Annotated in this window: 16 protein-coding genes; 6 read left to right on the top strand and 10 right to left on the bottom strand. The window is 68.7% G+C overall.

The annotated features are described in order from the left end of the window. Window positions 1-9: 9 nt before the first annotated feature. Entirely contained in the window at window positions 10-807 is a 798-nt protein-coding gene (locus FN976_RS18480) for an exodeoxyribonuclease III (protein ID WP_145894592.1), read from the bottom strand. Between the two features lie 10 nt (window positions 808-817). Between FN976_RS18480 and pyrE the strand changes: the two genes are divergently transcribed. Then, entirely contained in the window at window positions 818-1,498 is a 681-nt protein-coding gene (gene pyrE / locus FN976_RS18475; RefSeq protein ID WP_145894516.1) for an orotate phosphoribosyltransferase, read from the top strand. A gap of 11 nt (window positions 1,499-1,509) precedes the next feature. Further along, window positions 1,510-2,187: a DUF4124 domain-containing protein gene (locus FN976_RS18470; protein ID WP_255440573.1), complete on the top strand. Its 678-nt coding sequence runs from the start codon at window positions 1,510-1,512 to the stop codon at window positions 2,185-2,187. A 7-nt stretch (window positions 2,188-2,194) separates the two neighbouring features. Here the strand turns inward: FN976_RS18470 and gatB are convergent, their stop codons facing one another. Genes gatB through gatC form a run of 3 tightly spaced genes read right to left on the bottom strand, consistent with a single transcriptional unit; the run spans window position 2,195 to window position 5,407 of the window. After that, the gene (gene gatB / locus FN976_RS18465) at window positions 2,195-3,643 is read right to left on the bottom strand and encodes an Asp-tRNA(Asn)/Glu-tRNA(Gln) amidotransferase subunit GatB (protein ID WP_145894515.1); all 1,449 of its coding nucleotides are present in this window, start codon (window positions 3,641-3,643) and stop codon (window positions 2,195-2,197) included. Window position 3,644: 1 nt separating this feature from the next. Then, window positions 3,645-5,111, bottom strand: coding sequence for an Asp-tRNA(Asn)/Glu-tRNA(Gln) amidotransferase subunit GatA (gatA, locus tag FN976_RS18460; protein WP_145894514.1), 1,467 nt, complete (start codon window positions 5,109-5,111; stop codon window positions 3,645-3,647). After that, on the bottom strand, window positions 5,108-5,407 hold the full coding sequence (gene gatC / locus FN976_RS18455; protein WP_145894513.1) for an Asp-tRNA(Asn)/Glu-tRNA(Gln) amidotransferase subunit GatC: 300 nt from the start codon (window positions 5,405-5,407) through the stop codon (window positions 5,108-5,110). The genes gatA and gatC overlap by 4 nt, the downstream gene beginning before the upstream one ends. A 147-nt stretch (window positions 5,408-5,554) precedes the next feature. Between gatC and FN976_RS18450 the strand changes: the two genes are divergently transcribed. From FN976_RS18450 to mrdA, 4 genes are all read left to right on the top strand, one after another. Then, the gene (locus FN976_RS18450; protein ID WP_145894512.1) at window positions 5,555-6,598 is read left to right on the top strand and encodes a rod shape-determining protein; all 1,044 of its coding nucleotides are present in this window, start codon (window positions 5,555-5,557) and stop codon (window positions 6,596-6,598) included. A gap of 35 nt (window positions 6,599-6,633) precedes the next feature. Then, window positions 6,634-7,560, top strand: coding sequence for a rod shape-determining protein MreC (gene mreC, locus FN976_RS18445; protein WP_145894511.1), 927 nt, complete (start codon window positions 6,634-6,636; stop codon window positions 7,558-7,560). A gap of 13 nt (window positions 7,561-7,573) precedes the next feature. Continuing rightward, window positions 7,574-8,092, top strand: a complete 519-nt coding sequence (gene mreD, locus FN976_RS18440) for a rod shape-determining protein MreD (protein ID WP_145894510.1) — start codon at window positions 7,574-7,576, stop codon at window positions 8,090-8,092. A 68-nt stretch (window positions 8,093-8,160) separates the two neighbouring features. Next, complete coding sequence (gene mrdA / locus FN976_RS18435; RefSeq protein ID WP_145894509.1) at window positions 8,161-10,377, top strand: penicillin-binding protein 2; 2,217 nt, start codon at window positions 8,161-8,163, stop codon at window positions 10,375-10,377. Between the two features lie 13 nt (window positions 10,378-10,390). Here mrdA and FN976_RS18430 read toward each other — a convergent pair whose 3' ends face one another. The 6 genes from FN976_RS18430 to FN976_RS18405 form a co-directional block, all read right to left on the bottom strand. After that, window positions 10,391-12,166, bottom strand: coding sequence for a patatin-like phospholipase family protein (locus FN976_RS18430; RefSeq protein ID WP_145894508.1), 1,776 nt, complete (start codon window positions 12,164-12,166; stop codon window positions 10,391-10,393). After that, complete coding sequence (locus FN976_RS18425; protein WP_145894507.1) at window positions 12,159-12,815, bottom strand: hypothetical protein; 657 nt, start codon at window positions 12,813-12,815, stop codon at window positions 12,159-12,161. The genes FN976_RS18430 and FN976_RS18425 overlap by 8 nt, the downstream gene beginning before the upstream one ends. Before the next feature lie 53 nt (window positions 12,816-12,868). Continuing rightward, entirely contained in the window at window positions 12,869-14,584 is a 1,716-nt protein-coding gene (locus tag FN976_RS18420; RefSeq protein WP_145894506.1) for a ShlB/FhaC/HecB family hemolysin secretion/activation protein, read from the bottom strand. Further along, window positions 14,581-18,336, bottom strand: a complete 3,756-nt coding sequence (locus FN976_RS18415; RefSeq protein ID WP_145894505.1) for a two-partner secretion domain-containing protein — start codon at window positions 18,334-18,336, stop codon at window positions 14,581-14,583. The genes FN976_RS18420 and FN976_RS18415 overlap by 4 nt, the downstream gene beginning before the upstream one ends. Continuing rightward, window positions 18,333-20,522: a CHAT domain-containing protein gene (locus tag FN976_RS18410; RefSeq protein WP_186510989.1), complete on the bottom strand. Its 2,190-nt coding sequence runs from the start codon at window positions 20,520-20,522 to the stop codon at window positions 18,333-18,335. Before FN976_RS18410 ends, FN976_RS18415 begins: the two co-directional genes overlap by 4 nt. 277 nt (window positions 20,523-20,799) lie before the next feature. Beyond that, window positions 20,800-24,267 carry a two-partner secretion domain-containing protein gene (locus FN976_RS18405; RefSeq protein ID WP_186510988.1) on the bottom strand — a complete coding sequence of 1,156 codons (3,468 nt, stop codon included), beginning with the start codon at window positions 24,265-24,267 and terminating at the stop codon, window positions 20,800-20,802. Window positions 24,268-24,293 lie beyond the last annotated feature (26 nt).

Here is a 24,293-nt window from a genome sequence, read left to right as displayed (position 1 = left end):
GCAGCGCCTTCAGGCGCCGAGCGACAGCTCGTAGTCCATCGTGATCGGCGCGTGGTCCGAGAAGCGCTCGGTCTTGTAGATCGCTTCCTGGCGCGCCAGCTGCGCCAGCGCCGGCGTCGCCAGGTGGTAGTCCAGCCGCCACCCCACGTTGTTGGCCCAGGCCTGGCCGCGGTTGCTCCACCACGTGTAGCAGGTCTCGGTGGTGTCCGGCCGCAGCCGACGATAAACGTCCACCAACCCGGTTTCGGATAACAGTTTTGTCATCCAGGCGCGTTCCTCCGGCAGGAAGCCGCTGTTCTTGCGGTTGCTGCGCCAATTCTTCAGGTCGATCTCCTGGTGCGCGATGTTCACGTCGCCGCAAAGAATGAACTCGCGTTGTTTCTTCAGCGCAACGAGATAAGGATCGAATTCATCCAGGAACCGGAATTTCGCCTGTTGCCGGACTTCGCCGGAACTTCCGCTCGGGAAGTAACAACTGATGATGGACAGCTTGCGCTGCGGCGTGTCGAAGCGCAGTTCGACGTAGCGGCCTTCGGCGTCGAATTCGCTGGAGCCGAAGCCGGCGCGGACGTCGCTCGGGGTGTGCCGGCTGTAGATGGCCACGCCGGAATAGCCCTTCTTCTCGGCGTAGTGGAAGTGGCCTTGCAGGCCCGCCAGGACTTCGAACCGGCCGTCCACGTCGGCGGCCTGGGCCTTGACCTCCTGGAAACAGACACAATCCGGCTTGGTTTTTGCAATCCAGGCTTCGACGCCCTTGCTTGCTGCGGAACGGATCCCGTTCAAATTGAGGCTGGTGAGGCGGAACAAGGAATTTCCCATGTCAGTGGAAGCGGGCCAGGACGGCCTGGCGCAGGAGTTCGTGGCGTTCGCCGTCGAGGCGGGCGTGTTGCGCTTTGGCGAGTTCAAGACCAAGGCGGGCCGGCTGTCGCCCTATTTCTTCAACGCCGGCCTGTTCGACGACGGCGCCAAGCTCGGCCGGCTCGCGCAATTCTATGCACAGCGCATCCTGGCCTCCGGCGTGCAATTCGACATGCTGTTCGGCCCCGCCTACAAGGGAATTCCCTTGGCCGCGGCGGTCGCCATCGAACTGGCCCGCCTGGGGCGCAACGTGCCCTACGCCTACAACCGCAAGGAAGCCAAGGACCACGGCGAAGGCGGCACGCTGGTCGGCGCCCCGGTTCGCGGCAAGGTCCTCATCATTGACGACGTCATGTCCGCCGGCACCGCGGCGCGCGAGTCCATCGCGCTGATCCAGGCGGCGGGCGCCACGCCGCACGCGGTGGCCATCGCCCTCGACCGCCAGGAAAAGGCCACCGAAGGCGGGCAGGACGTCGCCTGGAGTGCCGTCCAGTACGTGCGCGAACGCCTCGGGCTGCAGGTTTGCGCAATTGCGCAGCTGGCGGATTTGCTTCACTATCTGCAATCGCATGCCGGCGGCACGCTGGGGCAGCACCATGCGCAGGTGCTGGCCTATCGCGACCGCTACGGCGTCAGTTGAGAGGTCATCCAGTGTCGGGAAGCGTTCGTCTCTTTGCCCTGTCCGCGGTGCTCGCAGCCGTGGCGGGCGACCTGTGGGCACAGCGCAGCATCTACACCTGTGTCGATGGCAAGGGCCGCCGGCTCACGTCCGACCGGCCCATCCCGGAATGCATGGACCGCGAACAGAAGGAACTCAACGCCAGCGGCACGGTCCGCAAGACGGTCGGCCCGTCGCTCACGGCCGCCGAACGCGCGGTGATCGAGGAACAGGAACGCAAGGCCGCCGAGGAGCGGCAGCGCCAGTCCGAAGAGAAGCGCCGCGAGCGTGCCCTGCTGGGCCGCTACCCGAACCAGGGCGTGCACGACGCCGAACGCGTCAAGGCGCTGAATGCCGTGCAGGAAGTGATCATCGCCGGGCACAAGCGCACGCAGGACCTGCGCGACCAGCGCAAGTCGCTCGAGGTCGAGGCGGAGTTCTACAAGAAGGATCCGTCGAAGATGCCCGCCAAGCTGCGCCGGTCGCTCGATGAAAACGAGCAGATGGTTTCGGGGCAAGCCCGCTTCCTGGCGAACCAGGAAGAGGAGAAGCGCCGCGTCAATGCGCAGTTCGACCAGGAACTCGTGCGGCTGAAGGTGCTGTGGGCGCAGGCCCGCGGCATTCCGGCGACCGCGGCGGCCGCCCCGGCGTCCGCGCCCACGCGCCAGTAGGCGTTTTTCAGATCCCCAGTTTCGCGCGCAGCAGCTCGCCCACCTGCTGCGGGTTGGCCTTGCCCTTGGACGCTTTCATGGCCTGGCCGACCAGCGCGTTGAACGCCTTGTCCTTGCCGGCACGGATCTGCGCCACGTTGTCCGCGTTGGCGGCGATCACCTCGTCGATGATCTTCTCCAGGGCGCCGCTGTCGTTCATCTGCCGCAGGCCCCTGGCTTCGATCACGGAATCGACATCTTTGCCTTCGCCGCTCCAGAGCGCGTCGAACACCTGCCGGGCGGCATTGTTGGAGATGGTGCCGTCGGCGATGCGGGCGACCAGCTTCGCGAGGACGGTGGCGGCCACCGGCGCCTGCTCGATGCCGATGTCCTGCGCGTTCAGCCGGCGCGACATCTCGCCCATGATCCAGTTGCTGGCGAGCTTCGGCTGGCCACTCGCTTTCGCCGCCTCCTCGAAGTAGGCGCCCATCGCCTTGCTCTGCGTGAGCGTGGTGGCGTCGTATTCGGGCAGGCCGAACTCGTTGACGAAGCGCGCCGCCATCACGCGCGGCAGTTCTGGCATGCCCGCCTTCACGCTTTCGATCCACTCGGGCGGGATCACCAGCGGCGGCAGGTCCGGATCGGGGAAGTAGCGGTAGTCCGCCGAGTCTTCCTTGTCGCGCATGGCGCGCGTTTCGCCGGTGTCTGGGTTGAACAGCACGGTGGCCTGCCGGATGGCGCGGCCTTCCTCGATCTCCTCGATCTGCCAGCGGATCTCGAAGTCGATCGCCTGCTGCATGAACTTGAAGCTGTTCAGGTTCTTGATCTCGCGCCGCGTGCCGAGCGGCCCGCCCGGCTTGCGCACCGACACGTTGGCGTCGCAGCGGAAGCTGCCTTCCTGCATGTTGCCGTCGCAGATGCCGATCCAGGTGACGATCTTGTGGAGCTCTTTCGCGTAGGCGACCGCCTCGTCCGAGGAACGCATGTCGGGCTCGGTGACGATCTCCAGCAGCGGCGTGCCGGCGCGGTTCAGGTCGATGCCGGATTGGCCGATGAAATCCTCATGCAGCGACTTGCCGGCGTCCTCTTCGAGGTGGGCGCGCACCAGGCGCACCGACTTCTTCTCTTCGCCGAGATAGAACTCCACCGCGCCGCCCTGCACGACGGGGATCTCGAACTGGCTGATCTGGTAGCCCTTGGGCAGGTCGGGGTAGAAGTAGTTCTTGCGCGCGAAGACGCTGCGCGGCGCCACGTGCGCGCCGATCGCCAGGCCGAAGCGGATGGCGCGCTCGACCGCGCCCTTGTTCATCACGGGCAAGGTGCCGGGCAGCGCCAAGTCCACCGGAGAAGCCTGCGTGTTGGGCTCGGCGCCGAAGGCCGTGGGCGAGCGGCTGAAGATCTTGCTCTGGGTGGAGAGCTGCGCATGCGTTTCGAAGCCGATCACGACTTCGTAGCCCTGGATCAGTTTGGCCGTCATTTCAATAGCCCTCCGGCTTGCGGAGGTGGAAATCGGTGGTTTGCTGGAAGCGATGCGCCGCGTTCAGCAACTGGCCTTCCTTGAAGTAGTTGCCGATCAACTGCAGCCCCACCGGCATGCCACCGGCGCCAAAGCCGCAAGGCACACTCATCCCAGGCAATCCCGCGAGCGAACCCGGCAAGGTGAAGATGTCGGCCAGGTAGTTCGCCACCGGGTCGTCGGATTTTTCGTCGAGCTTCCACGCCACCATCGGTGCAGCAGGCCCGGCGATCAGGTCGCAGTGCTTGAACGCCTGCTGGAAATCGTCGGCGATCATGCGGCGGATCTTCTGCGCCTGCAGGTAGTACGCGTCGTAGTAGCCGTGCGAGAGCACGTAGGTGCCGATCATGATGCGGCGCTTCACCTCGTCGCCAAAGCCTTCGGCACGGGTCTTCTTGTACATGTCCAGCAGGTCACCGTGCTGCTTCGCGCGGTGCCCGAACTTCACGCCGTCGAAGCGCGAGAGGTTCGACGACGCCTCGGCGGGCGCGATGATGTAGTACACGGGGATCGAAAGCTCCGTGCGCGGCAGCGTGATGTCGACCAGCTTCGCGCCGAGCTTCACGTACTGCTCCAGCGAGGCGTCGATGGCCGCTCGAACGTCATCCGACAGGCCCGCGCCGAAGAACTCCTTCGGCACGCCAATGCGCAGGCCTTCGATGGAAGCTTCGAGGCCGCGCGTGAAGTCTTCGGCCGGCACGTCGAGCGAGGTCGAATCGCGATCGGGATCGGGCCCGCACATCGCCGAAAGCAGCAGCGCGCAATCCTGCGCGGTGCGGGCCATCGGGCCGGCCTGATCCAGGCTCGATGCGAACGCGATCATCCCGTAGCGCGACGCGCGCCCGTAGGTCGGCTTGATGCCGGTGATGCCGCAGAAGGACGCGGGCTGGCGAATGGAACCGCCGGTGTCGGTGCCGGTGGCGGCGGGCGCGAGCCGCGCGGCCACGGCCGCGGCGCTGCCGCCGGAGGAGCCGCCAGGAATGCGGCTGGTGTCCCACGGATTCTTCACCGGCGCGTACGCCGAGTTCTCGTTCGACGAGCCCATCGCGAATTCGTCGCAGTTCAACTTGCCGAGCGTCACCGCACCGGCCTGGGCCAGGCGATCCACGACCGTGGCATCGAAGGGCGATCGGTAGCCCTCCAGCATCTTCGAACCCGCCGTCGAAGGGAAGTCCTTGGTGACGAAGATGTCCTTGTGGGCGATCGGCACGCCAAGAAGGGGGGCGCTGTCGCCAGCCGCGATGCGAGCATCGGCGGCGCGCGCCTGCGCCAGCGTGACGTCTTCGTTGGTGGCGAGGTAGACGCCGAGACTCGCGTGCGTCTTGCCGCGCGCGAGGAAGTGCTGCGCCGCCTCGATCGCCGACACCTTCTTCGCCCTCAACTGCGTGGCCAGCTCGGCCACGCTCAGTTCGTGCAGCGCGCCGCTCATTCGATCACCTTCGGCACCAGAAAGAGCCCGCGCTCCACCGCCGGTGCGCTCCGCTGGTTCGCCTCGCGCTGGTTGGGCTCGCTGGCGGTGTCTTCGCGCAGGCGCAGCGCCACTTGCTGGATGGCGGCCACGGGGTGCGGCAGCGGCTCGACGCCGGTGGTGTCGACCGCCCGCATCTTCTCGACGATGTCGAAGAAGCCGTTGAGCTGGGTCAGCATGCGCTCGCTCTCGTCGGCGCGCAGTTCCAGCCGCGCCAGATGGGCGATGCGGCTGATGTCTTGGGAGGTCAGGGACATGGAGGTGTAACGGTGCGCGGCGAGCCGCGCCACGCCGGTTCGGCACAGGGGATGGGGTATTATCCCGCCTTCGGCCGGCGCCCTGCGCAGGCCCGTGCAACGGCCGCGCAAGCGGCCGATTTCACAGAAGAAACGAGGATTTCCCCCATGTTCGGAGCATTCCGACGCTATTTCTCGACCGACCTGGCGATCGACCTCGGTACGGCGAACACCCTGATCTTCGTGCGCGACAAGGGCATCGTCCTCGACGAGCCTTCCGTCGTGGCCATCCGCCACGAGGGCGGTCCGCAGGGCAAGAAGACCATCCAGGCGGTCGGCCGCGAGGCCAAGGCCATGCTCGGCAAGGTGCCCGGCAACATCGAGGCGATCCGCCCGATGAAAGACGGCGTGATCGCCGACTTCACGGTCACCGAGCAGATGCTCAAGCAGTTCATCAAGATGGTGCATCCGCGCTCGGTGCTCAAGCCCAGCCCGCGCATCATCATCTGCGTGCCCTGCGGCTCCACCCAGGTCGAGCGCCGCGCCATCCGTGAATCGGCGCTGGGTGCCGGCGCCAGCGAGGTCTACCTGATCGAGGAACCCATGGCCGCGGCCATCGGCGCGGGCCTGCCGGTGTCGGAAGCGTCGGGCTCCATGGTGGTCGACATCGGCGGCGGCACGACCGAAGTCGGTGTCATTTCGCTCGGCGGCATGGTCTACAAGGGCTCGGTGCGCGTCGGCGGCGACAAGTTCGACGAAGCCATCATCAGCTACATCCGCCGCAACTACGGCATGCTCATCGGCGAGCCCACGGCCGAAGCGATCAAGAAGCAGATCGGCTCCGCCTTCCCCGGCAGCGAGGTGAAGGAGATGGAAGTGAAGGGCCGCAACCTCTCCGAGGGCGTGCCGCGCAGCTTCACCATCAGCTCCAACGAAATCCTGGAAGCGCTGACCGATCCGCTGAACAACATCGTCTCGGCGGTCAAGAACGCGCTCGAACAGACCCCGCCCGAGCTGGGCGCCGACATCGCCGAGCGCGGGATGATGCTCACCGGCGGCGGCGCGCTGCTGCGCGACCTCGACCGCCTGTTGGCCGAGGAGACCGGCCTGCCGGTGCTGGTGGCCGAAGACCCGCTCACTTGCGTGGTCCGCGGCTGCGGCATCGCGCTGGAACGCATGGAGCGGCTGGGCTCGATCTTCACGAGCGAGTGACCCCTTCGGGGTAGGCGGCGGGGCACAATCAATTCATGCCGCTCGGCACCCTCGACCGCACGCCGCCCCCCTTCTTCAAGCAGGGGCCGTCGGCCCTGTCCAAGCTGGCGGTGTTCAGCGCACTGGCGCTGCTGCTGATGGTGGCGGACGCCCGCTTCCGCTTCACGCAGCCCCTGCGCACCGCCGTGGCAGCGGTGCTCTTCCCGATTCAATGGATGGCGATGCGGCCGGTGCTGGGCGTGCGCTTCGCCAGCGACTATTTCACCTCGCTGCATGAGGCGCAGACCGCCGAAGAGGCGGCGCGCCGCAAGCTCATCCTGCAGGCGCAACGCGCCAACCAGGTGGAGCAACTGACGACCGAAAACGTGCAGCTGCGCAAGCTCCTGGCCCTGCGCGACCGCCTGAACGCCCCGGCGCAAGCCGCCGAGGTCCTCTACGACGCGGCCGACCCGTACACCCGCAAGATCATCATCGACAAGGGCAGCGCGCAGGGCGTCGAGGCCGGCTCGCCCGTCATCGACGAGTCGGGCGTGCTGGGCCAGGTGACGCGCGCCCACATGATGATCAGCGAGGTGACGCTGGTCACCGACCGCGAGCAGGCGATCCCCGTGCTGAACACGCGCACCGGCTCGCGGGGCGTCGCGTATGGCGACGCCGGCGCCCACGGCAGCGGCGGGCTCGAGCTGCGCTACATGGCCGCCAATGCCGACGTCCAGGCGGGCGACCTGCTCACCACCAGCGGCGTGGATGGCGTCTACCCGCCGGGCATCCCGGTGGCCAAGGTCGAAAAGGTGGAGCGGCGCGCCGATTCCGCCTTCGCCCGCATCTCCTGCGCGCCGGCCGCGCTGGTGGACGGCGCGCGCCACGTGATGGTGCTGAAGCCGCTGACCGCGCAGCTGCCGCCGCGGCCGGCCGCGGAAGACCCGGGCCCCACGCCCAAGCGCGGCAGCATGCGCAAATGAGGACGCCGCGCCCATGATCATGCGTCCCGGCCAGCCGCTGCTGCTGCCCGCCAACCCCTTCTTCATCTGGTTCAGCCTGATCGTGGCCATGATGGCCAACATGCTGCCGGTGGGCCGCGTCGCCTGGATGCCGGACTTCCTGGCGCTGGTGCTGGTGTTCTGGAGCGTGCACCAACCCCTGCGCATCGGGGTGGGCGCGGCCTTCATTTTCGGCCTGGCGGTCGACGTCCACCAGGCGTCGCTGCTCGGGCAGCACGCGCTGGCCTACACCACGCTCAGCTATTTCGCGATCACCATCCACCGCCGGCTGCTGTGGTTCAGCGTGCCTTCGCAGGCGGTGCAGGTGCTGCCGTTGTTCGTGGCCGCGCACGCCATCGAAATGGCGATCCGCCTGCTGGCCGGCGGCTCCTTCCCGGGCTGGACGGTGCTGCTCGCCCCGGTCGTCGAGTCCGCGTTATGGCCCGTGGTCAGCATTCTTTTGCTGCTGCCGCAACGCAGGGCGCCCGATCCGGACGAAAATAGGCCTCTGTAAGACCTGTGGGACAGACCCATCAGGCGCGCACACGCGCCGTTTGCTCTGTCCCCAACTGATCAAGACCAATGACAGAGCTGCGCAACGTCGAAGCCGACCTCTCGCGGTTCCGCGGCCGCATCCTCGCCGCCAGCGCCGTGGTGCTGATGTGCTTCCTGCTGCTGGCCGGCCGCCTCACCTGGCTGCAGGTGGTCAAGCACGCCGAGCTGGACGAACAGGCCGAGGCCAACCGCACGGCCATCGTGCCCATCGTGCCCAACCGCGGCCTGATCCAGGACCGCAACGGCATCGTGCTCGCCACCAACTACTCGGCGTACACGCTCGAGATCATGCCCTCGCGCCTGAACCGGCCGCTCGACCAGGTCATTGAAGAGCTGGGCACGCTGGTGGAGATCCAGGCACGGGACAAACGGCGCTTCCGCAAGCTGATGGAGGAGTCCAAGAGCTTCGAGTCGCTGCCCATCCGCACCAAGCTCACGGACGAGGAAGTCGCGCGCTTCGCCGCCCAGCGCTTCCGCTTCCCCGGCGTGGACATCAAGGCGCGCCTGTTCCGCAACTACCCCTGGGGCGAACTCGCCAGCCACGTCATCGGCTACATCGGCCGCATCAACCTGGCCGAGAAGAAGCAGATGGAAGAGTGGCCCGAGGAAGAACAGGGCAATTACCGGGGCACGGAATACATCGGCAAGCTGGGCGTGGAACAGAGCTTCGAGAAGCAGCTGCACGGCCATACCGGCGTCGAGCAGGTCGAAACGTCGGCCGGCGGCCGCGCCGTGCGCAAGCTGGCCAGCAGCGCGGCGACGCCCGGCAACACCGTGGTGCTGTCCATCGACATCAAGTTGCAGCGCCTGATCGAGGACATGTACGGCGACCGCCGCGGCGCACTCGTCGCGCTCGACCCGAAGACGGGCGAAGTGCTGGCCTTCGTCAGCAAGCCCACCTTCGATCCCAACCTGTTCGTGGACGGCATCGACCAGGAGAACTGGTCGATGCTCAACGAATCGATCGACAAACCGCTGCTCAACCGTGCGCTGCGCGGGACCTACCCGCCGGGCTCCACCTACAAGCCCTTCATGGCGCTGGGCGCACTGACCACCGGCAAGCGCACGGCCACGCAGGTGATCCATGACGGCGGCTCCTGGTCGTTCGGCGGACACGTCTTCCGCAGCCATGGTGACCACGGCCTGGGCGCGGTGGACATGCACACCAGCATCGTCAAATCGAGCAACGTCTACTACTACTCGCTCGCCAACGAGATGGGCGTGGACCTGATGCACGACTTCATGAAGCCGCTGGGCTTCGGCCAGTACACCGGCATCGACATCTTCGGCGAGGTGCGCGGCGTGCTGCCGAGCCAGGAGTGGAAGCGCAACTACTACCGCAAGCCCGAGCAGAAGAAGTGGTACGCGGGCGAAACCATTTCGCTCGGCATCGGCCAGGGCTACAACAGCTTCACCATGCTGCAGCTGGCGCAGGCCACGGCCATCCTCACCAACAACGGCGTCAAGCACAAGCCGCACATCGTCGTCGCCACCCAGGACGCCATGTCGAAGCAGCGCGAACCGATCGTGCGCGACCCGCCGGTGGACCTGGGATTGAAGCCGGAGCACATGGCCGTGATCCGCAAGGCGATGGTGGGCGTGACGCAGGGCGGCACTTCGACGCGCGTGTTCGCGGGCGCCGGTTACCTGTCCGGCGGCAAGACCGGCACGGCGCAGGCGGTGGGCGTGGCCCAGGGCGCGAAGTACAACGCGTCGAAGCTCGAGGAGCACCAGCGCGACCACTCGCTCTACATCGCGTTCGCGCCGGCGGAAGACCCGAAGATCGTGATCGCCGCCGTGGTGGAAAACTCGGGCTTCGGGGCCGCGCACGCCGCGCCGATCGCCCGGCGTATCTTCGACTACTGGCTGATGAACCAGTATCCCAGCGAAGAAGACATGGCCGCCGTGCGCCTTGGGCAGGCGGCCGCCCCGATTGGCAAGCCGCGCGTGGCGAGCGAAGCGGCCTGGCCGCCTTCGACCGGCGGCACCGGGATGCCCATGAGCCCGGCGTCGGCGGCGCAGTCGGCCGCCGCCGGTTCGATGCCGTCGGCCGCGGTCGCGGCGGCGGTGCCTGCATCCGCTGCGGTCCTGGCGCGCGCCACGCCGCCGGTCGCGGCCGTCGCCGAAGCCAGGAAGAAACCCAGGACGGAACTTCGAGCGGCCGCGCCAGCCGCTTCGCCCGTGTCACCGGTGCCGGAGCCCGAACCGCCCGTGGTCGCGCAGCCGACAGCCGCCACGCCCTAGGAGCCTTGAACCTTCACCGGAAGGGCAGCGTCTCCGGCAGTGCGGGCGTGACCAGCAGCCGGGCCGGCCCGGCGCACTTCACGAAGCGGTCGGTCATCTGCTCGGACTCGGTGAGATTCAGCGGCTCGCGGATGGGCAGCACCTGCAATTCCGGGCGCACCAGCGGCTCGCTCTCCAGCCGGCACTGCCCGGCCCCGTCCAGGCCGCGGGCCTTGAACCATGGGCAGACTTCCGTGAGCGACATCCGGTCCTGCCGCACCGCGACGCGCGCGGCGTCGTAGAGCAGGTCCTGCAGCTGCGCCTGGCTGCAGTTCGGCGGGCCGCTCAGGCGGTAGCTGGTGGCCACCTGGCTGATCAGGCGGCCCAGGCGCGACCGGTAGGCGAATACCGCCTTGTCGTCGGCGGCCCCCAGGTCCAACGGCTTCTCCTGGCCGTCGCGCACGCGCCAGGGCACGATGGCCTGGATGTCGTCCAGCGCGATGTGCCAGGCGTGGCAATCGAATTCGCGGCGCTCCGCGACCCGGACGGCCGAAAAATCGAGCGCATTGGTCACCGTGAGGAAGCGGGCCTCGGTGAAAGCCCGGCCGTCCAGGGTGTAGTACTCGATGGGGAAGCGGCTGACGCGCCGATAGGGCCGGATCTTGTAGTCCCACAATCCGGGCGCCAGTTCCACGTTGAACTGCCCTTGCGGCACATCGCGCCGGATGCCCATCTGCGCGAGCGTCTGGTCGCGGCGGTTCGACAGCATCGCGTCGATGGCGTCCAGGAAATTCAGGTCCATCAGCACCGAGCCGAAATTGCGCCGGTCGGACTGGCGCATTTCCGCCACGCCGGCACTCGGGACATGCGAATCCAGCACCAGGATCATGCAACCCTGCGAAGGCTGCTGCGCATTCAAGCGATTGACATGGTGCTCGCGCGCCAGCCGGATCAGGGTCTCCACGCCCAGGTTGTCGCTGGGGCCGCCGTCGATCAGGTGCAGGTAGCGCTTGTCGTTGGGATCTTCCGTGCCCTCGCGGCGCTTGGCGGGGTCAAGGCTGTGGCGGCGCAGGGTGACGGAATTGAAGACGCCGGGGAAAGCGCCGGACGACGCCATGGCCCACGCGATGGGAAACTTGCTGAGGTCGGAGCCCGTGGAGCGCAGGAACTGCTGGTCGCTGAAGACGAAGCGCGCGCCGCCATTGGTGGTGTCCGTGGCGTTGAAATAGACCGCCGGCCGGCGCGGCCCGCGGGGCCCGAGATCGCCGAAGGTCACGCGTCGGCCGTCGAACAGCTTCGCCTCGAACAGCTCGGCCAGGTTGTCGCTGCGGTCCAGGTCCGAGAAGGTCGTCAGCGCCAGGTTGATGGGATTGAGCAGCTTGCCGATGAGGGGCAGCGCGAAGTCCGTGCCGGCCAGCTGGCGTCCGCGCACCGACCACCCCGGCTGGTCGCCTTGCAGGGCGAAGTAGGCGGCGGGGATCGAGCCGCCGCTCACCGCGGACACCGCGTCGACATGCTGCAGCACGCCCAGGTGGTCCAGCTCGGTCAGGACGGCCATCCCGAAGTTGGCCGACCGGCTGCCGCCACCGCTCATGGCCAAGCCGACGAACTGGGGCTTGTCGGCGACCCATTCGGTGGCGGCCCGCGGCACGGGCGTGAGAGGCCGCACGAACGAGCGGCCGGTGTCCGGCTCGTTGCGGTAGCTGAGCCCGGGCCGCCCGCTCACCACGGTGCAGCCCGCCAGGCACGCCACGGCCAATGCCAGGCCGAGAGCGGCCCGCCAGGTGCGGCGGGCCACCGCCTCAGTCATGGAAGAAGGTCAGCATGACGGCCTGCGCGCTCCGGTTCGTGACGACGACCTTCACGTCCGCGGGCGTGCCGGACACCCATTCGCAGAATTTTTCGCCGCCCGCCACGGCGGGCTCGCACAGGCGTTCTTCCCTGGCGCCCTGAACCGTGAAATCGATGTCCTGCATGCGGTCGCTGGAAACGCCGAAGAAAGCCTTCTGACCGGGTTTGTACGACAGCAGGATCGGCTTGGTGTCGCGCGCGCCCATCAGGAGCGGCTGCACCTGGGGGCCGATCACCGTGCCCCGGCGCCGTCGCACGACCATCGATTCCTCGATCAGGGCCAGCAGCTCGGGCTGGTCCTTGGCGAGAGTCTTCGCCTGCGCCAGCAGGCCGGCCGCATCGGTCTGCGCCACCACGTCCTTCTGATCCGCCTCCACTCGCGCGCGTGAGGGCTGCATCCCCGACTGGCGCTGCAGCCTTGCCGCAGCGAGCAGGACATACGGATCGTTCTGCGCCAGTCCGTAGCGCCCCAGTTCCTGCCCCAGTCGCCATTGCTGCAGCATGAGCGGCGTCACGGGCGAAGTGGCTTGCGCCAAGGCCGGCGGCACGCTGGCGGCCGCCCAGGACAGCAGGCAGAGAAGGAGGAGTCGCTTGGATGACTTGATCATGGGAACAATTATTAACAAAAGCTCGTCCGGACTGCCACGATTGACGCTCTGATTTACCTGCCAGTCACATAGCTCAGCTGGAAATGGAGCCCGTGATCCTGCAGCGAACGGCCCGTCCGCTCGCGGCTGATGGTGGAAAGCACGCGGTAGCCCCACGCGGCATCCGCCGCCCAGCGCCCCGAGCGCCAGCGCAGGGCCAGCCCCACCGAGCCGATCGCGTCGGGCGACTGGCCCTGGTTGCGGCCCCGGCCGTAGTCCAGGAACGGCAGCAACTGCACGCTCGTGTCGCTCGCGCCCCAACGCAGCACTGGGATGTCCAGCTCCAGGTTGAGGATGAACCCCCGATCGCGGATCAACTGGTTTTCGCGCCAGCCGCGGACGGTCGACACGCCGCCGATCGACAAACCATCGAGCGCCACCAGCCGGTCCGCCGTGTGCTGCACCGTCGCCCGGGCCACCGCCTGAAGGCCGGTGTCGCCGAGGCGGCGCGCGACCTGCGCCTGGCCCAGCCAGAAACGGGCGCGACTTGGGCCGGCCACAGCCGGCGTCCCCGCGGGCAAGGGCTCGAGATTGTTGCGCGTCGCGGCGAAGGTCGAGCGCATAGCGAACACTTCCGATTCGGAGCGGTAGGTGTACTCCTGCCAGACGCGCACCGACTTGGTCCGCAGGCCATCGTCGGGCACTCCCGCCACGAAAGGAAAGCGCTCGCCGCCGAGCCAGGTCTGGCTGCGCCGCTCCTGCCACGTGACGCCGGCCGCGGCCCGGTGCCGCAGGTTCTCGAACAGAAGTTGGCCGAGCGTGACTTCTCGCGCGCTCAGGCGGCTCTTCACGTCAGCCGCGGCCAACGGCTCCTCGACCACCGTCGAGTCGCTGTCGTCGAACTGCAGGGTCAGCAGCGTGCCAGGGTAGAGCACAGGCACGGTCCAGGCGAAGCCCAGGCGAGCGAATCCGCGCGCATCCCTGCCGGGCTGCGCGCTGAGGCGCAAGGCGTCACCGCGGCCGGTCAGGTTGCGCAGGCCGGCCTCCACCAGCAGCGCCTGCTCGCCGATCGATGCGGGCCGATGATTGTTGTAGCGTGCGGCGAAGGACCAGGGCTGGGCACGCTCCACCTCCACGTCCAGCGCCGCGGAACCGGGTCCGGCGTCGGGCAGCAGGCGCGCGTTCATCCGCTGGATCAGCGGATCGTCGAGCAGCAGCTGGTAGCGCTCGCGCAACGCGTTGAGATCCAGCGGTTGATCCGCGTCGGGCCACAGGCGCGTGGCGACATAGCGTTCGTCCAGCCCGTCGAGCCCCGAGAAGCGCAGGCTGGACAGCTTGCCTTCGACGATGTCGATGGCGAGCACCCCGCCCTGCACGCCGTTCGGGTCCAGCAACGCGCCTGAATTCACGAAGCCGCGGTCGACGTAGTGGCGGGTGAGCGCCACGCGCAGGGCTTCGAGGTCGGCTGCGTTGGCGGAGTGGCCGAGCCAGGGGCGCGCGACCTCCTGCAGCGCATCCGCCGGGATGGCCGTGTTGCCGCGGATCACGACCGTATGCAGGAGTTCGCCGCTGGCGCGCGGGCCGGTGCGGCGACCTTCCGGGGCGGCGATGGGCGGCAGTTGCAGGACGTCGGGCGCTGCACGCGGCAGGAACGGCGGGCGGGCCAGCTCAGGGGGTGCAGCAGGGTTGTCGCGGAGTTGGGCGCCCACGCCCGCCGAGCCAAACACGCATGCCAGCGCGAGCAAGGTGAGCCGGAATGCCTGTTCGGTCTGACGGGAGACGCTTGTCATCGCGATCCCGCGCAGCCAGTGCGTCCTGCGAGGCGCACGACCGATGCCCCGGCCGAAGTGCTTACCGCCTGTCCCAGTTGCGATCCCACTGGATCGGTCGCGGACAGTGCGAGGCCGCCGCGTCCTGCGATCCCCAGCGCGCTGCCGCCGGTGCGACGGCAGGGGCTCTTGCCGAGCGGCTCGGCGGGCAGGGTGTCGCCCGCCATCGGCGTCAGCGCGCCCACCAAGTCGAGCTGCGGCGCCGCGATGGCGATGCTGCCGCTGATGCCGGTGGGCGCAGCGGCCTGGATGACGTTGCCGCCGACGCGGTTGGCCTCGAACACGGCCACTGTATCGCCCCCCACGCGCAGACTCTCATGGCTGGACAGCAGCGCGCGCACATCCATGAAGATGTTGCCGCCGGCTGCGCCGGCCGCGGTGGCGTTGGCCTGAACGAAGCCGGTTTCCAGCGCCATCACCGGCGCGGTGATGCGGATGCTGCCGCCGTTGCCCGCGCTGCCGGTGGCAGAGGTGATGATGCGGCCGTTCTGGACAGTGACCAAGCTGCCGGCCTCGATCTGGATGTCGCTCGCGGCGACGTTGCCGGTGGAAGCCGCATTGACGGAGGCATTGTTGCCACGCACTTCGATGCGCGGAGCGGACAGGCGCAACGTGCCGCGTGACGGGAGAGCCGGATCCTTGACCGTGGCACTGTTTTGCATGTTGATCAGAGCACCGTCCGCGACCACGATGCTCTGCGCCGCAGTCACCGAGACGTTGCCGGATTGGCCAGACGCAGGCGTGTTCAGGGGGTCGGGCAGCGCCACGACAGACGCTGAAATGCTGCTGCTGCCGAACAAGCACTCGCCGCATTCCATCGGCCCGTCGTAAACCCCCGTCAACCTGATATTGGCTGCATTCACCTGAACCGCGCCCGCCGCGCCCTGCACGGCGGAGGAACTGATCCGGGAGCCGCCGCGCACTGCCAGATCACCCGCCAGCCGGATGACGACGCTGCCGGCATTCCCCGCAACGAAGCCGTCGAAGAAGGCATGCACCGATTCGCTCAGGACGCCTCCGCGCCCGCTTCCGTGCGTATCGATCAGAAGGCTGCCCGCATCGATCGACAAATCACCCGCGTTTCCCAAGCCAAGGGTCGTCGTTGAAATGTACGCTCCGTGGTGCAACTCGATGGGGCCGCCGATCCGCAACACGAGGTCGCGCGCACGATCATTCGTGCCCGCGGTGGTACGGCTGGTGATGTATGCACGGTGGTCGGCCGAAGTCGCGTCGAGGAGCAGGCTGCCCGCCTGAATGTCGACCCCGATGTTTCCCGCCGCGCCATCGTTCGCATCGAAGAGACCGAGCTCCCTGACGAAACTCCCGATGATTGCATCCCCTCGCAGGGTGATCGGCCCCGACGCGCGCAGCCTGATCCTGCCGCCGCCACCCAAGCCGCTGCTGACACTCCCGTCGCTGATGATGCTTGACCCCCGTTCCTTGCCCGACAGGTGGATTTCCGGCGCTTCCACACTAATGTCGCCGCCACGGCTCACACGAGTCTCGGTGATCGCACGGCTGGCGGTGCTGATGTCGCTTTCCTCCAGCACCACGGACGTCCCGGATTTCAGGCTGATCGCGCCGCTGTTCCCGCCGTACACGCCCTCGGACACCACGAAGGCGTTGCGCAGGAGCACCGGGCCGCGTGCCTCGATGTCCAGCTTGCCTGCCCTGCCGCGCCAACTCGAGGTGTAGATGCCGGTGTTCAACGGGTACTCGTCCGAAGGCTGGTCGAGTTGGCCGTCCAGGACCAGTTCGCCGGCCCGGATCACCACGCTCCCGGCGGTAGCGCCCTGCGCCATCGGGCCGTCTCCCTCACGGACGACCCGGATGCCGGCGAAGGCACCGCTGCCGTCGTCCGCCACGAGAAGCTTCTCCTCAACATCCAGCGTCACATCGCCGCCGCGGCCATGCACGGAGTCATTGATGCCTTCGAGCAGGCCGCCGCGCAGCGACAGCGACTTGGCCCGGAGCGTGATGCTGCCTCCCGCGTTGTGATCCAGGCCGCTCCCGGTGGAGCCGATCGTCTCCGTAGCCAGCCTGCCGTTGTTGCGCAACTCCGCGCCGCCGGCCACCGAAACGAGGACGTCCCCGCCGCGTGCCGACGTCTCCGCCCGGCTGCGGATTTCGCTGGCGTCTACCAGCAGCCGGCCCGCCGTCAACTTCAGCGGGCCGCTGCTTCCCGCGCTCAAGAAGATTGTCTCGATGGTGCTGCCGTTAAGCAGCTCCACCGCCTCCGAGGCGGTCACGGTCAGCCCCGCAGCATCCACGGAACCAATCGCGTAGCTCTCCAGCGAGCCATTGTCCAGCAGCACCTGCCGCGCCTGCACGCGCAGCGGCCCGCCCGAGTAGGTGGAAATACTCGCGCCGTCCTGGATGCGCAAGGTGTCCTGCACGGTGACGTCCACTGCGACGGGCACCTCGCTAAACGACACGATGCGGCTGCGCGCGACGGTCAGGTTCTCGGCGGAGATGGCCAGCGCGCCGCCTCTTCCGGAATCGGCATAGGCCTGGATGCGGGCGCGGTCCTCCAGCCAGAGATGCTTCGCGGTCAAGCGGACCGGCCCCGCGAACCCCGCCTCGCCCGAGGCTTCGGTGCCGATCAAAGCGCCCCTGAGGCGAGCGTCGCCCGCGATGTGGACGGTGACGTCACCGCTCGCCCCGCTGGCGGTCGCGAGGGACCGAATCGAAGTCACCGAAGCGTCGCCATCGACGGCATCCATCAGCAGCGAGCCGGCCGCCACCTGCACCCGGCCGGCCGCGCCACTTCCATGGGCCGCGCTGCCGATCTCCGCGCCATGCGACAGCACCAGGCTTTCATCTGCGCGCACCGACACTGCACCGCCGGTGCCCGTCACCTGCGCAGTGCTGCGGATGCCGGTTACGGCGCCTTCGGTCGCACCCTCCGCCTCGACGCGCCCGGCCGCCACCCGGATCGCGCCGCCCGCAATGTCGGCGCGGGATTCGGTCTGCAAGGAGCTGCCCGGTTCGATCCGAAGCCTGCCACGCAGCAGGCCGGGATCTCCGGTGAGCGGAATTGTCACGGCCTGTTGGCCCACCGCCACCGCCTTCAGCTTGCCGCCGCGGTTGCGTACCGAGGCTGCGTCGCGCAGAGTCACATCGCCGGCGACAATGGACAGTGGCGCATCACCGTTTGTCAACTGCGCACCACGCAGTTCGACCGAACCGTGGCGCTCTCCCAGGAAGCCAAATGCCTCCGGCGGCGCCGACGAGAACGTGCTGGCCCGCGCCGGGTCGGCATTGAAAGCGCCGTCGGGAAAGCGGATGGAATCCGCCGTGCTCGCGTAAAAGGCGCCGGGCACGTCGATCGCCGCACCGGCCCCGAATACGATGCCCGCCGGGTTGATGAGGAACAGCGCCGGAACCCCGGCGGCAGCCTTCAGCCGGATCGTGCCGTCGATGGTGGACACTTGGCCGCCCGTCACGCGCCCGAAAACGTTGGCGATCGCGGGCGTCGCCGTGCTGAACAGCGCGGTCTCTCCGCCGCCAATTCGGAAGGTGTCGAAGCTGTGGAAGAGGTTGGTGCCGACGCGGCGCCCTAGGTCCTCAGTGATCGCATACGTGGGCCCGGACAGATTGCGCGCCGCTCCGACGCTGCCGTCGGTGCGGACCTGGGCACCAGCCACGAGGGGGCCGAGCAAGGCCAGGACAGCCAGGGAAAGTGGAAGCAGTCGCGGTCGCATCGCGGTCATCTCCAGTTGCCGATCAGGCTGAACGGGGCCCAGAAGTAGGGGTGCCGGGTGGCGGGCTGCCGCAGCAGCTCGAGCTGCGCGTCACGCAGGGCGACCGCCTTGCTCTGCCCGCCGTGCGCCAAGCCCCGATAGAAGCCTTCCATCAGCTGCCGTGCGGCATCGTCGTCCACCGGCCACAAGGTGCCGAGCACGCTGCGCGCACGCGCGCGCATCGCCGCGCCGGCGATGCCGAGCGGCGCCCGGTCGTTGCCCTCCGCCGTCTCGCAGGCGGAGAGCGTTAGCAGGTCGATCGGGGACTGCTGCAGCTTGTCGGAGCGCAACACGCTTTGCAGGCGGTTGATGCCCAGCAGGTCATCGAAGGCGAGGATGTAGCTGGTTTCCGCGCTGCCGCCGAACACCCCGTGCGAAGCGATGTGCACAAGCCGGTAGTCACCGCCCTCCGCTTCGCGCTCGAACGCGTTGACCGTGAACGCGCCATCCAGCAGCACCTTGCCGCCCGTCAGCGCCGCGATGGCGATCACTTCGTCACGCACGCCGGGCAACGCGAGGTCGCGCCGCATGGCCTCGGCCTCACGCTCGCCCAGTGCGCGCGCCGCCGAGCGCGAAGTGCGCGAAGCGAGCATAGGGGCGCGGCCGGCGACGCTGCGGGCCACCGGCGCGGACCGCAGCACATCGCTCAACGCCAGCTTCTCGACGACGGGGCCCGGCAGGGCCACGCCCGCGAGCAGCGTGGTGGGGCGGCCCGTCCGCGGGCGGCCCGCGTCCGTCATGCTCATGCCCGTGACCGTGCCGAGCGCGATGCGCTGCAGCAGCGGCCGCTCGCCATCGTTCAGCGCGGCAAACGGCACCAGGCGCAGCGGCCCGTCAGGCACGACCACCAGCGTGTGCATCCCCACCAGGTCACCTTCCACCGGTCGCAACAGCCAGTCGTACAGGCGCCTGGCCGGTCCGACGTAGTTGTCCTGGCCGGAGCGCAATGCGCTCGCCAAGGCTCGCGCGGCGGCGATGACCTCTTCGCGCGCGACGGACCGGGTCACGCGGCTCAGGCTGTCCCGTGTCTGCACCAGCAGCTCGACGCGATCGGACAGCAGAATTGGGTAGAGCGCCACCGCACCCGGCTCGAGCCGGGCGGCATCGGCCTCTTCGACGGTGCAGCGATCGCCCAGGAAATCCTGCATCTCGGACTGGCGCATCGCCTCGACAGCCTCGCGCACGCGAGTCAGCGCGACTGCCTGGCGCGCGGGCGGCAGGGCATCGATGGCGCCAAGCTGGAGGTCGACGAAAAGCTCGAACAGCGGTTGCAGCACCGCCTGGTAGGTCGAGCGTCCATCCACCTGCTCGATCGGCATGTCGGGGCGGATCGCCTGCGCGTGGTCCACGGCGCGCATGGCGGCAGCCAGCGCCAGATCGGAACGGCCGCGCTGCCGCCAGCCGCGGGCCTGCCGCCACTCAATGGCCAGCAGCAAGTCCTGCAGCGGTCGTACCGGTGCGGGTCGCGCCGCGTCCAGCGCGGTTTCGCCCAGGCGCAGCGCGTCGTCCCATCGCCCCTGCGCTTCATGCACTTGCGCCAAGCCTTCCAGCGCGGCGATGTGCGTCCGCGATGCCGGGTCAGGCCGCGCAAGTGCGCGCGCCCTTTCCATGGCCACCTGGGCCAGCGGCAGCGCGGCAGCGCCGGACTCTGCCGCCACTTGACCGGCGTGCAGCAGCAGATGCGCACGGGCTGGCGGGTCAGGCAGCAGCCTGTCTACTTCAGGCAGCAGGGCGACGAGCAGTTCCACCCGGCCGGATACGGGGGCCAAGCGTGCGAGATTCAGCCGGGCGGCGAGCGCCAGCGGACCGGTGCCCCCGCTGGTCGCAACTTCCGAGTAGTAGGTATGCGCTTGCTGAGGCTGCTTGCGCATCAGCGCAAGATTGCCCAGCTCCAGGGCGGCGGCTGCGCGCGCAGGCGCATCGGCGGCAGCACGGTAGGCAGCGAGCAAGGCTTCTTCGGCGTCGTCGAGCCGCCGGGCCTGCAGCAAGGCTGCGCCGAGCGACGTGCCGGCTTGCACGGCTTCGACGTTCGAGACTGCGCGCGCACGGGCTTGGCGCAGCAGCACAACGGCCGCGTCGACATCGCCCTGCCAACGCAGCTGCTCACCCTGGGCGCGCAGCGATTGGCTTTCGCCGGCCCAGGCGACGGGGAGCATCAAGCAAACCAGGCAGGTCAACAAACCCAGCCGGGCATTCACAGCTACATCCATTTACAACTCCCTCGGCCGATTTTCACCTCAGGCGCGCCAATGTCAATGCGCGCGCGACGCGGGTGGACCACAGGGTTGGTACCAGTTGCCGTGGCACGGGATGGCGCAGACATGCCAGCCCACAGGGCGGCGGAAAAACCGACGTGCCCACCTTGTGGGGGCTGCCAGAGCGTCACGTGCGAGCGAACCTCGTCCACCCGCGTGAGGCTCCGCTCCGGAACAATCACGATCCCACGCAGCCGGCGCGACCCGCGAGGCGCACGACCGACGCGCCGGCCGGAGCGCTTGCCCACTGGCCCAATTGCGAACCCACGGGGTCCATCGCCGAAGGCGCGAGCCCGCCGCGCCCGGCGAGCCCCAGTGCGCTGCCCCCGGTGCGCCGGCACGGGCTCTTGCCCAGGGGTTCGTTGGGGAGGGTGCCGGCCGTGACCAGCGTCAGCGTGCCAGCCAGGTCGAGCTGTGGGGAGGCGATCTGGATGTTGCCGCTGACGCCGGTGGGCGCGACGGCTTGGATCACGTTGCCGCCCGCGCGTCCCGCTTCGAACACGGCCACTGAGTCACCGCCCACGTGCAGGCTCTCGTGGCTCGAGAGCAGCGCCCGCACATTGACCGCGATGTCGCCGCCGGCCGCGCTGCTCGCGATCGCGTTGGCCTGCACGAAGCCGGTGGAAAGTGCCATCACGGGTGCGTTCACACGGATGAAGCCTCCGTCGCCCGCCGTGCCGACGGCGGAGGTCACGATGCGGCTGTCCTGGATGACAACGGCCCGGCCCGCATCGATCTGGATGTCACCGGCCCCGACGTTGCCGGTGGACGCGGCACTGATGGTGGCATTGTTTCCGCGCAACTCGATCAGCGGCGCCGCCAATTGCAGCAGGCCGCGCGCGGGTGCGTCGCCGCCGACGATCGCGTCGTTGCGGATCGTGATCTGCGCCCCGTCCTCCACCCGGATCCGGCCGGACGCGGTAATGGAAACGTTGCCGCCCTGGCCGGATGCCGGGATGCGCTGCGTTCCCAATGGAAGGATGAAGGCGGCGATGCTGCTGCGGTAAGCGCTGTCCGGGCAGATGAGGCATTCGATCGGCGGTCCGGTGTACCCGCCCGTCAGCAGCACGTTGGCCGCTTCGACACGGACGGTCCCCGCGGCGCCTTGCACCGACGACGAGCTGATCCTGCCCCCCGCACGCACCTCGAGATCGCCGCGCAGCCGCACGGAGATGTCCCCGGCATCGCCGGTGATGAAGCCGCCGGCCCAGGCCAGGGATTCGCTCGACACGCCGCCCAACCGGCCGCTGCCGTTGTTGTCGATCAGCAGGCTGCCGGCCTCGATGGAGAGGGTACCGGCGTTGCCGATGCCCATGGTCGTCGTCGTCATGAATGCGCCGTGGCGCAGTTCGATGGGGCCGTCGACTTTCAGCAGGAGATCGCGCGCAACGCCGCCCGACCCGCTGGGCACGCGGCTGGCGATCTGCGTGACCGTGTCGGCGTCGAGGGCGTCGAGCAGCAGGCTGCCCGCACGGATGTCCACCCCGACGGGACCGCCGGAACCGCCGCTCCTGTCCATCAGTCCGAGCGAGGTGGTGATGCTCGAGACCCCACCGCCCCCTTGCACGGTCATGGGCCCCGCGACGCGGAGCCGGATCGTTCCCGCGCCGCCCGTGCCCTGGTCCGTGACGCCCGAGGTGGTGATGTAGGACGACCATTCCCGGCCCACCAGGTGGAGAGCGGGCGCCTCCACGTCGATATCGCCGGCCAGGCCCACGAAGGTCTCCGAAACCAGCTGGGAGTCCGTTTCCATCGAGGTGTCTTCCAGCAGCACGGCCCCGCCAGCGCGCAGCCTGATCGATCCCGTGCTGCCCCCGAATTGGCCGCGCGACCGGATCGTGGCATTGCGCAGCGATGCCGCGCCGGCGACCTCGATCCCGATGTTCCCCGCCGTGTTGCCGTAGGTCGAGGTGGCGATGCCGGTCAGCGTGCTTTGGCGGTTGTCCCCGTCGTCGCCGCCCACACCCTCCATACTGAGCTGGCCCGCGCGGATCCCGATGCGGCCGGACGTTTCGCCCTGCAGCCCGAGCAGGGGGGACTCCTCCGCCGTGGCGAAGATGCCCGACCAGGTTCCCGGCACGTCATTCGCCACGTGCAACCTGCCTTCCAGGTCGAGCGTCACGTCACCGCCCCGCCCCGTGTCATAGGCGGCGGTCTGGATCACGCTGTTGCGGATCTCCACCTCCTTGGCCCGCACGGCAATGTCGCCGCCCCGCCCTGCCCCCACGCTCGTCGTCACCAGGATGCTGTTCTCGCCCAGATGCAGCTGCTCTGCGGCGCTCACCGTGATCCCCCCACCGTTCGCATCGCCGGTGTTGACCGTGTAGATGCCTCCCCCCGCGAGAGTGAGGTTGCCGGCCTGGATGGCGATCGACCCAGCCTGGCCGGACGACCCCGCCTCCGTTCCGAGGGCGGCCCCGTTTTCCAGCCGCAGCCGGCCCGCGTTCACCTTGACGGCGCCGCTGGAACTGACATACGCCATGCTGCCGATGAATGCCTGCCCTGCCGTGATGCGGCCATCACCGGACTGCCACCAGGCGAATCCATCCTCCAGTGGGCGCGCTCCCGCGATCCGCGCATTCCCCCGGACATCGACACCCACGTCGCCGGCAGGCCCTCCGCCAAAGAAAGATTTGGACTGGATGCGGGTGAAGAAATCGCCCTGGCTATCGATCAGCAGCGAGCCGGCCGACACATGCACCGGGCCGCCCGCACCCTCGCCCCAGGCGATGCTTTCGATGGCGGCTCCGCGCGACAGCACGAGAGCGTCATCGGCCCGCACCCACACGGCGCCCCCTGGGCCTGCCGCATCGGCGGAACTGACGATCCCGGTGGTGCCGGGAGCGTCCGGGTCGGCTGGCCCGGCCACTTCGACGCGCCCGGCCGCGACCTGGATCGCCCCGCCAGCGGCGGCGTCCCGCGACACCGTTTGCACGATGCCGCCTGGCTCGATGCGAAGGGTCCCCTGCAGCGGACCGGGCTCGCCGTCCAGCGGCACCTGCATTGCCTGCCGGCCCACGGCGACCAGCCTCAGCGGGCCGGCGCGATTGCTGACCGAAGCGCCGTCCTGCAGCATGACGTCCCCCGCCACGATGGCCACCGGCGCATCGCCGTTCGCCAACTGGGCACCGCGCAGCACCACGGCCGCGCGCTGCTCTCCGAGGAAGCCAAAGGCCTCCGGCGGCGCAGCCGAGAAGGTGCTGGCCCGCGCGAGACCGGCGTGGAAAACACCGTCGGCGAAACGGATCGAGTCGGCCGTGCTCACGTGGAACGCACCGGGCACGTCGATCGCGGAGCCTGCTCCGAAAACGACGCCGGCGGGATTGATGAGGAACAGCGCCGGGGCGCCGGCGGCGGCCTGCAAGCGGATCGTTCCGTCGATGGTGGAAACCGCGCCTCCGGTGACTCGCCCGAACACGTTGGCGATGGTCGGCGTGCTCGTGCTGAACAGCGCGGTCTCGCCCGCGCCGATGCGAAAGGTCTGGAAGCTGTGGAACAGGTTGTTGCCCGCCCGCTGGCCCAGGCTTTCGGTGATCGCGTAGGTGGGGCCGGCGAGACTGCGCGCGGCACCACCGAGGCTGCCATCGGTGCGGACCTGGGCACCGGCCAGGACGGGAGACAGCAAGGCCAGGACGGGAGACAGCAAGGCTAGGACGGCCAAGGGAAGTGCAC

Source organism: Caenimonas sedimenti, from assembly GCF_007833165.1.
In the GTDB taxonomy this organism is placed as follows: domain Bacteria; phylum Pseudomonadota; class Gammaproteobacteria; order Burkholderiales; family Burkholderiaceae_C; genus Ramlibacter; species Ramlibacter sedimenti.
The sequence above is the reverse complement of the archived record's forward strand: the minus strand, read 5'-3'. Positions and strand labels throughout refer to the sequence as shown.

Coding starts and splice junctions, on each gene's coding strand:
- pyrE (WP_145894516.1), top strand. CDS start 818: ATGTCAGTGGAAGCGGGCCAGGACGGCCTGGCGCAGGAGTTCGTGGCG.
- gatB (WP_145894515.1), bottom strand. CDS start 3,643: ATGACGGCCAAACTGATCCAGGGCTACGAAGTCGTGATCGGCTTCGAA.
- gatA (WP_145894514.1), bottom strand. CDS start 5,111: ATGAGCGGCGCGCTGCACGAACTGAGCGTGGCCGAGCTGGCCACGCAG.
- gatC (WP_145894513.1), bottom strand. CDS start 5,407: ATGTCCCTGACCTCCCAAGACATCAGCCGCATCGCCCATCTGGCGCGG.
- FN976_RS18450 (WP_145894512.1), top strand. CDS start 5,555: ATGTTCGGAGCATTCCGACGCTATTTCTCGACCGACCTGGCGATCGAC.
- mreC (WP_145894511.1), top strand. CDS start 6,634: ATGCCGCTCGGCACCCTCGACCGCACGCCGCCCCCCTTCTTCAAGCAG.
- mreD (WP_145894510.1), top strand. CDS start 7,574: ATGATCATGCGTCCCGGCCAGCCGCTGCTGCTGCCCGCCAACCCCTTC.
- mrdA (WP_145894509.1), top strand. CDS start 8,161: ATGACAGAGCTGCGCAACGTCGAAGCCGACCTCTCGCGGTTCCGCGGC.
- FN976_RS18430 (WP_145894508.1), bottom strand. CDS start 12,166: ATGACTGAGGCGGTGGCCCGCCGCACCTGGCGGGCCGCTCTCGGCCTG.
- FN976_RS18425 (WP_145894507.1), bottom strand. CDS start 12,815: ATGATCAAGTCATCCAAGCGACTCCTCCTTCTCTGCCTGCTGTCCTGG.
- FN976_RS18420 (WP_145894506.1), bottom strand. CDS start 14,584: ATGACAAGCGTCTCCCGTCAGACCGAACAGGCATTCCGGCTCACCTTG.
- FN976_RS18415 (WP_145894505.1), bottom strand. CDS start 18,336: ATGACCGCGATGCGACCGCGACTGCTTCCACTTTCCCTGGCTGTCCTG.
- FN976_RS18410 (WP_186510989.1), bottom strand. CDS start 20,522: ATGCTCCCCGTCGCCTGGGCCGGCGAAAGCCAATCGCTGCGCGCCCAG.